Annotated in this window: 12 protein-coding genes, 1 pseudogene and 1 riboswitch; of the genes and pseudogenes, 6 read left to right on the top strand and 7 right to left on the bottom strand. The window is 29.1% G+C overall.

Annotated elements, in window-relative coordinates:
* The first annotated feature begins 286 nt into the window (after window positions 1–286).
* Both H9661_RS18920 and H9661_RS18925 read left to right on the top strand, forming a co-directional pair.
* Window positions 287–913 carry a DUF47 domain-containing protein gene (locus H9661_RS18920; protein WP_191770342.1) on the top strand — a complete coding sequence of 209 codons (627 nt, stop codon included), beginning with the start codon at window positions 287–289 and terminating at the stop codon, window positions 911–913.
* Entirely contained in the window at window positions 906–1898 is a 993-nt protein-coding gene (locus H9661_RS18925; protein ID WP_143316682.1) for an inorganic phosphate transporter, read from the top strand. The genes H9661_RS18920 and H9661_RS18925 overlap by 8 nt, the downstream gene beginning before the upstream one ends.
* A 50-nt stretch (window positions 1899–1948) precedes the next feature.
* On the opposite strand, the gene H9661_RS18930 is transcribed toward H9661_RS18925, so the two are convergent.
* Together H9661_RS18930 and H9661_RS18935 are read right to left on the bottom strand one after the other, a co-directional pair.
* Window positions 1949–2641 (bottom strand): ABC transporter ATP-binding protein, encoded by a 693-nt coding sequence (locus H9661_RS18930; RefSeq protein WP_191770344.1) that lies wholly within the window; start codon window positions 2639–2641, stop codon window positions 1949–1951.
* 13 nt (window positions 2642–2654) lie between these two features.
* Window positions 2655–5147 (bottom strand): FtsX-like permease family protein, encoded by a 2493-nt coding sequence (locus H9661_RS18935; RefSeq protein WP_191770346.1) that lies wholly within the window; start codon window positions 5145–5147, stop codon window positions 2655–2657.
* Between the two features lie 213 nt (window positions 5148–5360).
* On the opposite strand from H9661_RS18935, the gene H9661_RS18940 reads away from it, so the two are divergent.
* Window positions 5361–6032 (top strand): hypothetical protein, encoded by a 672-nt coding sequence (locus tag H9661_RS18940; RefSeq protein ID WP_191770348.1) that lies wholly within the window; start codon window positions 5361–5363, stop codon window positions 6030–6032.
* A 67-nt stretch (window positions 6033–6099) separates the two neighbouring features.
* On the opposite strand, the gene H9661_RS18945 is transcribed toward H9661_RS18940, so the two are convergent.
* The 3 genes from H9661_RS18945 to H9661_RS18955 all read right to left on the bottom strand — a co-directional run bounded on the left by H9661_RS18945 (window position 6100) and on the right by H9661_RS18955 (window position 7726).
* On the bottom strand, window positions 6100–7059 hold the full coding sequence (locus H9661_RS18945; RefSeq protein WP_191770350.1) for a DMT family transporter: 960 nt from the start codon (window positions 7057–7059) through the stop codon (window positions 6100–6102).
* A gap of 163 nt (window positions 7060–7222) precedes the next feature.
* The gene (locus H9661_RS18950; RefSeq protein WP_143318619.1) at window positions 7223–7510 is read right to left on the bottom strand and encodes a DUF503 domain-containing protein; all 288 of its coding nucleotides are present in this window, start codon (window positions 7508–7510) and stop codon (window positions 7223–7225) included.
* 66 nt (window positions 7511–7576) lie between these two features.
* The gene (locus tag H9661_RS18955) at window positions 7577–7726 is read right to left on the bottom strand and encodes a hypothetical protein (RefSeq protein WP_185966919.1); all 150 of its coding nucleotides are present in this window, start codon (window positions 7724–7726) and stop codon (window positions 7577–7579) included.
* Between the two features lie 292 nt (window positions 7727–8018).
* A riboswitch (Lysine riboswitch) is annotated at window positions 8019–8193 on the top strand.
* 155 nt (window positions 8194–8348) lie between these two features.
* On the opposite strand from H9661_RS18955, the gene H9661_RS18960 reads away from it, so the two are divergent.
* Window positions 8349–9767, top strand: coding sequence for an amino acid permease (locus tag H9661_RS18960; protein ID WP_191770352.1), 1419 nt, complete (start codon window positions 8349–8351; stop codon window positions 9765–9767).
* A gap of 478 nt (window positions 9768–10245) precedes the next feature.
* On the opposite strand, the gene H9661_RS19955 is transcribed toward H9661_RS18960, so the two are convergent.
* A complete protein-coding gene (locus H9661_RS19955) occupies window positions 10246–10374 on the bottom strand; it encodes a hypothetical protein (protein ID WP_279290193.1) in 129 nt (42 codons plus the stop codon).
* Window positions 10375–10539: 165 nt separating this feature from the next.
* Between H9661_RS19955 and H9661_RS19790 the strand changes: the two are divergent.
* Together H9661_RS19790 and H9661_RS18975 are read left to right on the top strand one after the other, a co-directional pair.
* Window positions 10540–10617: pseudogene (locus H9661_RS19790) on the top strand (helix-turn-helix transcriptional regulator); the annotation flags it as partial.
* A complete protein-coding gene (locus H9661_RS18975; RefSeq protein ID WP_185966918.1) occupies window positions 10614–10751 on the top strand; it encodes a hypothetical protein in 138 nt (45 codons plus the stop codon). The pseudogene H9661_RS19790 and the gene H9661_RS18975, both read left to right, overlap by 4 nt.
* A gap of 145 nt (window positions 10752–10896) precedes the next feature.
* Here H9661_RS18975 and H9661_RS18980 read toward each other — a convergent pair whose 3' ends face one another.
* The gene (locus H9661_RS18980) at window positions 10897–11952 is read right to left on the bottom strand and encodes an NAD(P)-dependent alcohol dehydrogenase (protein WP_143318647.1); all 1056 of its coding nucleotides are present in this window, start codon (window positions 11950–11952) and stop codon (window positions 10897–10899) included.
* Between the last annotated feature and the right edge of the window lie 593 nt (window positions 11953–12545).

The following is a 12545-nucleotide window of genomic DNA, read 5'->3' on the forward strand; positions in this document are numbered from 1 at the left end:
CTAATGGTTGGCACTATCAACCCCCATATCGGACTTTCACCGACTAGTACGTGCCCATGCTGGGCACACATAAAAAAGTACTAAAGTATAATTTTACTTTAGTACTTTTTAAATTAATAAGAATTTAACCTTTGTCTCCTTCTGAATATATAAATAAATTGTCTAAAACAATCTATATTCTAATAAAGTAGTAAAAAAAACTATTTTCATTTTCCTTGAAATCGAATATACTTATAGTGTTTGAGTATTAAAATATAATACTATATTGTATAAAGGAAGTGACCAAATGTTTAATAACAAACCAAAAGAAGACAAGTTTTATAGAATGTTTTCAGATTCAGCAAAAAATGTAAACGAAGCAGCACTAATCTTAAGATCAACCTTAAACTCACTAGTTAACAAAAATACCGATGTAAATATGACAGAGGATTGTGAAAATAAGGGTGATGAATTAGTACGTAACGTAATTAGGGAATTAAATGAAGCCTTTATAACACCAATAGATAGAGAAGATATTTACGAACTAGTTACTGAAATGGATAACATACTAGATTTAATCAATTCAACTATGCATAGATTTATAATGTTTAATATAGAGGAATGTACTGAAGGTTCTAAAAAAATATGTGACTTATTAGTGCAAGCTACTACAGAACTTGTTGCAGTAATGGATGAGCTTAGGATTAAAGGCTATAAGTCTAAAAATATATCTCAGCAACTTTCAAACATATGTAAGTACGAAAGTGAAGCTGACAAGGTATTTAGAAAAACAGTTGCAGAATTATTTAATACCGAAACAGATCCACTAACAGTTATTAAGTGGAAAGAAATATATCAAATTTTAGAAAACACTATCGATAACTGCGAGAAGATCGCAAAAATCGTAGAAGGAGTGGTTATTAAGAATGCCTAATGCTGTTATAATAACAACATTAATAGTAATTTTTACATTAATCTTTGATTTTATTAATGGATTTCATGATACAGCAACAGCTGTTGCTACTACTATAACTACAAAAGCCCTTAATCCCAAACGCGCTATACTTTTATGTGCCATATTTAATTTTATTGGTGCTTTTACGGGAACTGCAGTTGCTAAAACTGTAGGTAGTAACATTGTTAGTGGACTCCCACAATGGGTTATACTATGTGTTTTAATTTCAGCTATAATTTGGAACTTAATCACATGGTATTTTGGTATTCCAAGTAGTTCTTCTCATGCATTAATCGGTGCATTGGTTGGCGGCGGAATAGCTTATTTTGCATCATTTAATTCAATTAATTGGTATAACCTTCTAAGCAGTGTTGTTTTATGGTTATTCCTTTCTCCAGTGATAGGATTCGCTGTTGGTTACATATTAATGATAATATTAAACTTTATTTTAAAACCTTTTAAAATAAGCGTAATAAATAGACTTTTTTTAAAACTTCAAGTATTAGCTGGAGCTTTTATGTCTCTAAATCACGGTGGAAATGATGCTCAAAAATCCATGGGAATAATAACTATGGCTCTAGTAAGTGGTGGTTTTGTAAGCGAATTTAAAGTTCCAACTTGGGTTATTGCATGCTGTGCTTTAGCTATGGCACTAGGAACTTCTTTAGGTGGAAAGAAAATAATTAAAACTATGGGAAGCGGTGTTGCTAAATTAAATCCAGTTAGTGGTTTCGCATCACAATTAGGAGCTGCTTCAGTAATCCTTACAGCTTCATTATTTCACGCTCCAGTTAGTACAACCCATATAGCTACAACAACTATAATGGGTGTTGGTTCTTCAAAAAATGTAAAGTCAGTTAAATGGGGCGTTGCTAAGAATATAGTTTGGGCTTGGGTATTGACTATCCCAATAACTGCAATTATTTCTGGAATTCTTATTTATGCAATAAAATTATTTATATAATAAAAAGTACTAAAGCAAGTAAATGCTTTAGTACTTTTTTATATCCTATACTATTTGTTTTTAAGATCTTCTCTATCAACTATCTCTCCATCTATCAATCTTATAACAGATGTTCCATATCTTGCTGATTCAGCTGAATGAGTAACTTGAATTAAAGTTTTTCCATATTCTCGATTTACTCTTCTAAATATCTCCATAATCTCAGTTCCTGTTTTAGAGTCTAAATTACCTATAGGCTCATCCAAGAAAATTATCTCTGGCTCAAAAATTAATGCCCTAGCTATAGCAACTCGCTGCTGCTGTCCTCCTGACAACTCCCTTGGAGTCATCTTTCTCTTTTCCTTCATCCCAATTATATCTAATATTTCATCAAGCCTTTTATTATAATCCTTAATCTTTTTGCCATCTAATATTACTGGCAACATTATATTATCTTCTACACTTAAATTAGGTACTAAATTATAAAATTGAAATACAAAACCTATTCTATTTCTTCTCATCCAACTTATTTCTTTCTTTTTGATTTTACTAATATCCTTACCCTCTATGCTTACTATTCCTGAAGTAGGTTTATCTAACCCCCCTAATAAATATAGTAATGTGGATTTTCCACCTCCTGATGGACCCATAATTGAAATAAATTCACCTTTTCGAACATTTAAATTTATATTCTTCAATACATGTATACACTCTTTTCCAACATTAAATGATTTATTTAAATTTTTAACCTCTATTATATTCATAAAAATCTCACCTTTACTCATACTTTAATTCATTTATAATTGATAACTTCTTGTTCTTTAACATTATAGGTAATGATGCTAATAAAATTAATATTAAAGCCGCTACTCCATATACAGGCACAGATTTCACATCTAGTACTATATCCATAGGCAGGCCTATTATAGTCATAGTTTTTGTAAGCAATGATAGTCCTAAATAGCTATAAGGCATTGCTATAGCTACAGCCCATATTACTGATAATATAGATTCAGTAAGTAACATTTTACTTCTCGATCCATCAGACATTCCTATTGAACTTAACACTGCTAATTCTCTCTTTCTTTGCAAGAAACTTATTATTATATTATTTAACACACCTAAAGTAGCTATAAAAATAGCTAAGTATGAAAATATACTTAAAATATTAACAGTTAATTGATTGTTTTCTATATTATCCTTCTGAATTTCATCTTTTGTAATTACTTTTGCTCCAAGTTCTTTTATAACAGGCTTTAACTCATCTCTAACCTCTTCTTGAGACTTAGTAGTTTTAAATACTATTTTACTAGCTTCTTCAATCATAAATTCTTTTTTCATATCTGAATTTTTCATTAATATAAATTGTCCAGTATAATATAACTTTCCATCAATTATACCTATAATTTTTAAGTCTTTTTTAATGTCATTCACTTCAACAGAAACTTTATCTCCAACTTTCACATTTAAAGATTTTTTTAGCTTATCAGTAATAATAATCTCACTATCCGTAGATTCTTGAAACCTTTTATACATGTCCCGATATTTACTGTTATCTAGTTCTAAATAACTATTAAAACTTTGGTACTTATCGCTATCTATTCCTTCAAAAAAGGCCATAGTTTCGTTATTAACTTTTGCATTTGCCTCTTTTGATATTTGAATACTACCTAGATCAATATTAGGATTTCCTTTAATTTTATCTATTATCTTATCAGTTATACTATATCCATTAATGCCAGGCACACCTACAATATTACTTACTGATATATCAAAATTCATAACGTCATAAGCTCCAACAACTAAATTCTTAAGGCTTGTCCCTATTGATGTAATCATGAATATTGATAACATCGAAATAACAATAAGAGTAATATTTCCCATAAGAACCTTTGATGTTTTTAAATTATTAAGAGCTAATATTATTACTTTACTCTTTCCCCTAAATATCTTGAATAAAAAATTAGTTAATAAATCAATAATTTTAGGATACATAAGAATTACACCTATTACTGATACCAGTATAAGTATCCCACTTAAATAATTAACCCATTCTTCTGATCTTGAATTTATAAGTATCGAAATAACTATCAAATTTGTTCCAATAATAAATCTTTTCCATCCTATACTCATTGATATATTTACATTGTTTAATATAACTTCTTTTACCTCTAATTTTCTTATCCTTAATATTGGAACGAAAGCAGATATAACAGAAAAAATAATTGCAAAAGCAGATCCCATTAAAAAACATCTTGGGTCTACTGAGAAACTTTCAATATTACCTATATCGCTTAGTTTCGAAATATATGTATTTACTAAATATAACCCTCCATACCCTAAAGCATCTCCTAAAATTGCTCCTACTGCTCCATATCCTATACTCTCAAAAAACAGGATTTTTTCTACATTCCAATTTGTTGCTCCCTGGCTTAGAAATGTTCCTATTACTGATAATCTTTCTGTAATAGTTAATTTAAATGAACCATAAATAATTATTGCACTCATGCATAACACTATAATAAGCATTGCATATAATACTGAAGTAAATGACTTCAACTCTTCTTCTACAGCTTTAATATCATAAAGTTCCTTTGCTTTAAACTGTGTATTGTTATCATTAAATTTACTTATACTTTCTTTTATATTATCTAAATCCTTATTAGCTGTTACATAATTATATTTTCCTTCAACCTTTAAAAACTTAGCTATATCTTCATATGGCACTATTATTGAATAAGAACTTTTATTATCATTATAGAATAAATTATCGTTTGCACTTACTACCGCAATCCTGTACTTTTTGATTTGTCCTGCTATGATTATTTCTAATTCATCATCTATATTCAGATTTTTTTCATTAGATATTTTCTTAGAGATTATACACTTCTGCCCACTGAAATTATCTATACTACCTTCAATTAAGTTGTCCTTATTTATATTTTTTTCTACTCTTCCTGAAACGCTAATATTATTTTCTTCTTCCTTAGTTGTTGCTAATAATTCAATTTCTCCCTCTAAATCCTTAATCCCTTCCATTTTAATTTCTTCTAACTTTAAGAAAGGCTCTCCATTTTTTGTAGATATACTTATTTCTTTATTTTCAAATGATTCCTTCATAGGCTTTTCAAAACTACTAACTGCAACTTTAACAGTTCCTGAAATTGTTATTAACAATCCTGTGCTCATTGCTATAGCTAAAATCAACAAGCAAAATCTAGCTTTCTTCTCTATCATACATCTAGTTATATATTTCAAAAGAATTCTCACAATACTCCCCCTATCTTTATAACTTATTCTTCATAATTATAATTCAAATAAGTTAAGAAAACCAACAACTATTCTAAAAATTTCATTAATAAGTATTTTCAATTTGTAATATTTGTGCGTAAATTGACTTATTTTGTTTCTTTTTTAAGAAAAATATGGTATTATTCATAAGTATATACTGTATTTTTAACTACGATAAAAAGGAGATTTATAATGAGAAAGAAGATTATGCTGCTAGCACTTATTGCTTTAGTATCTATAAACTTATTAGCTTGTGGTAGCAAAAAAGAAGAACTAAAAAATAATGAGATATCATCTACTGAAGAAAACACTCCAAAATCAGATGATACTGCTCAAAAAGAAGAAACACCTGCAACAAATAGTAGTGAGGCTAAACAATCTACTTTAACATCATTACTTCAAATTGGACAAACAGGTATTGCATCAAAATTTGCTGTAGATTCATCTATTCATGATGCTAATGTATCATTAACAAATGTTATTAGAGGTGAAGACGCCCAAAGAATAGTTGCTGAATATAATTCTACTCATAATACTAGAATTTCACCTCTTGACAGTGATCAAATTGAATATGCTGTTGCCGAATATGCTATAACACTACCAGCTGGATTTCCTACTAATGAATATGGACCTAATGAAGAAATTAATGCTGAAATAGACGGTTTAGATGGCGAAGGATTAACATATAATGGAATACTTTTTGTTACAACTACTTTAAATTTAAATGAGCCTAGTGAAAAAGTATTAAAAATAGGTGTACCTGAAAAAGGACGTTTAATTTTTACTCTACCAAAAGGATGCACCGATTATCTAATTTCTTTTGGAGAATATGATGGTACTCATGCTTATTTTAAAGGTAAATAAAAATTATATATAAAAAGGTATTGATTCTAATATTATTTCCTTATTAGAATCAATACCTTTTTCAGTACTAAATTATATTATTTTCTTCTACAATAGTAGTGTAATTTCCTTTACTATAATCTTTAACACCCTTAAAATAATTTGTCCCCCATACCCCTATCAATATCATTATTGAACCTATAATATGATACATATGAAAACTTTCATGCAAGAATACTACTCCAGCTATTATAGATACAATAGTTGAAATATTTGCAAATATTGCTGATCTTGAAGCTTCAAGCTTTGCTAATGTATAATTAGCTAAAAAATAAGCCAATACTGATGATATTATTCCAAGATATAAAACAGAAATTATGAAAGTTGTATTTTCCAAGGGTTTAAAATATGTTGAAATATTCTTATCCATTATATGATTGAATATTGAAATTCCATTAAAACATATAGCTCCTAAAAACATCATAAAATAAGTTACTTCAATAGGAGTAAAATCATTTGATATCTTTCTAGCAATTATATTAAAAAAAGCCGCTGAAAGCACTGCCCCACTAAGAAGAAACACTCCTAGCATTGAACCTCCAGTATCATTTGAATTCTCCATCAAAATTATTAACATCACTCCTGATACTGACAACACGATACTTACTGATTGTTTTAATGATGGTTTTTCATTTAGTAGGAATACAGCTAAAATCGTTACTATTATAGGTATTAGAGCAATCATCAGACCACCTAAAGAAGTTGATGTCTTTTTTAATCCAAAAGTTTCAAAAATAAAATAAATAATAGGCTCTATGGTAGCTAGAATAATTAACCACTTTAACGGCTTATTTTTATAGTTTACTTTTATTACTTTTAACATTATAAGTACTGTCATTACAAGAAAAGCCGCTAAAAATCTAAAAGCCAGTAAACTTATAGGATCAGATATACTTAAGGCATTCTTTGAAAATAGAAAACTAAATCCAAAAATAAAATTAGTTATTATTGCAGTGATATACGGGATTAAATGACCTTTATTCTTCATATTATTCTTAAATTCCTTTCTACTTGCGTTAACCCACTAGAAATTATTATATCAAAAAAATAACCTTATATGTAGCAAATCTAAATAATAAGTTATGAAACTCATTTTTCCTTTATATATAGCTTTCCACAACTCTAAAGATAATTAGATGAATTAAAAAACATCAAAAAATCTCTTCATCCTGCTCAATTCCAACTATCTCAGCGTCAGTATTACACTCAATATAATCTATTATATTGAGTGCAGTTGAACTTAGCACTGCTGAACTTCCACATACAGCTGCAATTCCAATAACAATAGTTTGATGAATATCCTGCTTATCAACTTCTCCAACTGAAATATTATATTTATTTCTTAACTTTTGCAAAATACTTTTTACTATCATCCTCTTTTCCTTTAATGAATGTACCCAAGATGCTCTCAAAGTAATACTCATAAGTAACACTTTCATTCTAAAATCCCCCTTATAATTATTATATAGTCATAGCATAAATTAGCTTCATTAGTAAACATATCACTAATGGCTTTCCTTTTTATCCTTATTTCTTACTGGTACAAATTCTGAATTTTTATCTCTACTATCTATATAGACATAATCACCATTCATACTTTTCTTAAGACCTAAGGATGCCATCTTCTTTTTAGTATTCTTATATTTGGTACTCATTTTATCACCTCTCTTAATTATTTTTATTAATATAATTTATATTATTCTCAAAATTAAAACATATATAAAAAAATAAAAACATCAATTAAAATAAATATAAAACTTTAAGCATTTTATTAAACATACTCTAAGTAAATCCTTTTAAAATATTTAATATTTTAGCAAATAATTAAAAGTTTATTAATTATTATCCATATTTTTTTCGTTTTTTATCTTTATTTTTCACGAAGCATTTATGTATTGACTTATTCATATTTTTATTGCATAATAACTTATAAAACAAAAAGTAGATAACTGAGATAGAGGTGCGAAATTTAAGAGTAGTATTATGGAGGTAAGCTCAATGAAGTAATACGAAAGGAACTTTCGCCGAAGTAAATAGCTAATTGCTTTAATACTATTTACTGGTCCTATGTATAACATGCATAAGACTGTCACAAAATATTTTGTGGAGAGCTATTTTCAATGAAAATATACGTTACTTCTAATATTTATTAAAATATATAGTTTTCGTATTTATGTCATGAATATGCTTTCATGGCTTTTTTTATTGTCTAAATTTATTATATTATCTTAGTTAGTTACTTATGGAAATTTAAAACCATAAGGAGGATATATTAAAATGAGTGAAAAAAATCACGAGTTAAAAAGAAGTTTAAAAGCAAGGCATTTAAACATGATAGCCTTAGGAGGATCCATTGGTACAGGTATATTCCTTGCAATGGGAGATACTATTAACCAAGCTGGCCCAGGTGGGGCATTATTAGCTTACGGTCTAATAGGTGTTATGGTATATTTTTTAATTACTAGCCTTGGAGAAATGGCAACATTTATGCCAATCTCTGGTTCATTTAGTACTTATGCTACAAAATTTATAGATCCAGCTCTTGGATTTGCCCTTGGATGGAACTACTGGTATAACTGGGCAATAACTATAGCTGCTGAGATGGTTGCAGGTTCTTTAATTATGAAATACTGGTTTCCTGATATAGATGGATTTTTCTGGAGCATATTATTTTTAGTAATTATAGTAGGATTAAACCTTCTATCTTCAAAAGCATACGGTGAATCAGAATACTGGTTTGCTGGAATTAAGGTAGTGACAGTTATTATATTTTTAGTAATTGGTGTACTAATGATTTTAGGTATAATGGGCGGAGATGAAATAGGCTTTCATAATTATTTTATTGCTGATGGCCCATTCCATGGTGGCATAAACTCTATATTTGCTATTTTTCTAATTGCAGGTTTCTCCTTTCAAGGAACTGAACTTATTGGAATTGCTGCAGGTGAAAGTGAAAATCCTGAAAAAACTATTCCTAGAGCTATAAAATCAATATTCTGGAGAATACTAGTATTTTATTTAGGAACAATAATTGTTTTGGGAGCTATTATACCATTTACTGAAGCTAGCGTTGATACAAGTCCTTTTACAATGGTATTTGAAAAGGCTGGTATAGCTGGAGCTGCTTCATTAATAAATGCAATTATATTAACTTCTGTATTATCAGCAGGTAACTCAGGTATGTATGCTTCAAGTAGAATGCTTTTCTCAATGGCTAAAGAAGGAATGGCTCCTAAATTATTTTCAAAAACAAACAAAAGAGGAGTACCAGTAAATGCAATTATTTTAACAACTTTAATTTCTTCTGCTTGCTTTTTAACAGGTCTATATGCAGAAAGTACCGTTTACGTTTGGCTAGTTGCAGCTTCTGGACTTGCAGGATTTATAGCTTGGTTAGGTATAGCAATCTGTCATTATAGATTTAGAAAAGCCTATGTCCATAGCGGCAGAAATATAAAAGATTTAAAATATAAATCTAGATTATTTCCCTTTGGGCCTATACTTGCTCTTATAATGTGTATACTTATAATATTAGGTCAAGGTTATTCATGTATAAAACCTGATGGTATTGATTGGCAAGGCTTAATTGCATCATACATAGGAATCCCATTATTCGTTGGATTATATTTATGGTATAAAATTAAACATAAGACTAAAGTTGTACCTTTAGATGATGTTGATTTAAATATGGATTAATTTATATAAAAGTTGAGAAAGAGATATTTCATGCAGATCTACATGAAATATCTCTTTTGATTTGAAAATTTATAAATACTAAACTAAAAATCTAACTAAGAACATAGTTATAATTAATACTTGCCACTATTAAATCCCCTTATGCCTGCCAAGTTCCTTGTAATTGCCACCTCTGACGTCCACTTCCATCATCATAATCCCATAAATTAACTTGAGATCCATCAGCAGTACAACTTAGATATCTTTTAAATGTTGAAACACCAGCTGCAACTTTAATAAGATAAGTTGAACAAGTTGGAGATGCTTCAACAGGTATAACTTTCCATCTTTGACGTCCTGTACCGTCATCTTGATCCCATAAATTAACCTGAGATCCATCAGCAGTACAGCTTAAATATTTAAGAGTAGAAGTAACCCCTTCAACAATTTTAATATTATAAACATCAGTTTCACCATTAACAAGTGTAAATTTCCATCTCTAGCGTCCCATACCATCATCTATACTCCATAAGTTAATTTCGGATCCATCAGCAGTACAACTTAGTAAAGATCTATTGGTTTGTAAACCACGAAGTATCTGTACATTGTGTAACCCTTCAATAGCCATATTTTTTTACTCCTTCTATTTAATAATCATTAATTTGAAATTCATATCACTAAATTTGTGATAAGTCTCTTCTATTTATAATATGTGTTAATTATAATTTTCGTGAAACATAACCAGGTATTTACATTAAAAAGATTGTTTGTATTAAAAATATATTTAATGAAATCATTAAATCTTTGTATTGCAATATGCAAAGCACTTGGGAAAATACTAAATGATTTATTTTGGGAGGAATCAATATGAAAAAAAATATTATCATAGATGAAAGAGTTTCAATTCAAAAACAAAAAATAACAACTGAAGCGTTTTTTAGTTATGATGTTTTTAATCGGATCAATTTTGGTAAGACAATTTATTTTTTAAGCAGAATTTCATGAGTATGATGTAGAATTTATTGCTTTCTTTGGCGGATGCCTATATATACTTATACGTAATATATGTGTTGGAAATGCTTTGTTTAGAGAAAATAAGTAGAAAAACTAGTACATATAGTACTAGTTTTTCTACTTAAAGCGAAATCTTCTATAATATAACTACTGCTTTAATCAAATCTTTTGGCTTATTCTTCATAAGTAAAAGAGCTTCTTCTATATGTTCAAAACCATGATATACATGAGTAACTAACTTACTTAAATCAACTCTATTATACACTACCATGTCCCTTAGCATTTCTGCTCTAAGTCGTCCTCCTGGACATAATCCTCCTCTTATAGTCTTATGTGCCATTCCGCATCCCCATTCAACACGAGGTATTGGCAAAGTTTCACCATTTCCATGATAATTGATATTTGAAATTATTCCACCAGGTTTAACCATAGATACTGCCTGTGCTAAAGTTTCTGCACCACCGCCAGCCATGATTACACGGTCAACACCCTTATTGTCTGTCAAATTCATAATTTGTTTAACTATATCTCCATCTTTATAGTTCACAATATCTGTGGCACCATAAAACTTAGCTGTTTCAACACACACAGGTCTACTTCCTACACCTATTATTCTACCTGCTCCACGCAATTTAGCTCCTGCTATAGCCATTAGTCCAACTGCACCAATTCCAATAACTACAACACTTGATCCCATCTGTATTTCTGCAAGTTCAGCCCCATGAAAACCTGTTGTCATCATATCTGTTATCATAACTGCATTTTCTACTGATATCTCTTTTGGCAAAATTGCAAGATTCATATCTGCATCATTTACATGAAAATATTCTGCAAATACTCCATCTTTAAAATTTGAAAACTTCCATCCTGCAAGCATACCATTTGAATGTTGTTGAAAACCAGCTTGGACCTCTAATGATCTCCAATCTGGAGTTGTACAAGGTACAATAACTCTGTCTCCCACTTTAAATTCCTTAACTTCACTTCCAATTTCAACAATTTCACCTACAGCCTCATGTCCCAGAATCATGTTTTTTCTTTCCCCTAAAGCGCCTTCAAAAACAGTGTGTATATCTGATGTACATGGTGATACAGCTAATGGGCGTACAATTGCATCATATGCCCCTGCAATGGGCTTCTCCTTTTCTATCCATCCTACCTTATTAACACCTAACATTGCAAAACCCTTCATAAATATCATCTCCATAATAATTTTAATTCACAATATATTTGTAATGTAGCAATGGTATTATATATTTTTCTCCATAGATAACTCAATATAATTACATCACTACATTAGTATGAATATGCTTAAATAATTCAATAATGAATTATAAATGCACAATTTTTAAAATTAAATCTCTTACTTCTTACCTATGAGTTATCTCATATATTTTTAATTTCAAGATAAAAAATAATTGACAAGTGATAGCAAAGCAGTTAAAATATAATCAAAGTTGATAATGATTATCAATAACATTGTATTTATAATTGTGATTTAGAAGTCAAAAAACACCTCAATGCATATTCGCACATTTATGCATAATAATTAAGTTAATACATCATATTCTATATATTAATTTCTTTTCACAATTGTATCTAGAATATACAGAAAAAAGATCTATACATTCTGTATAGATCTTTTTTTAACAAATTATAAAAAGCAAGGAGTGATCTTATGAAAAAATATGTTGAAATTGTTGATATAGTAGGAAGACAAATATTAGATTCTAGATGTTTTCCAACAGTTGAAGTTGAGGTTTATTTAGATGATGGAACTATAGG

Origin of the sequence: Clostridium cibarium, from assembly GCF_014836335.1 — a bacterium.
GTDB lineage: Bacteria > Bacillota > Clostridia > Clostridiales > Clostridiaceae > Clostridium > Clostridium cibarium.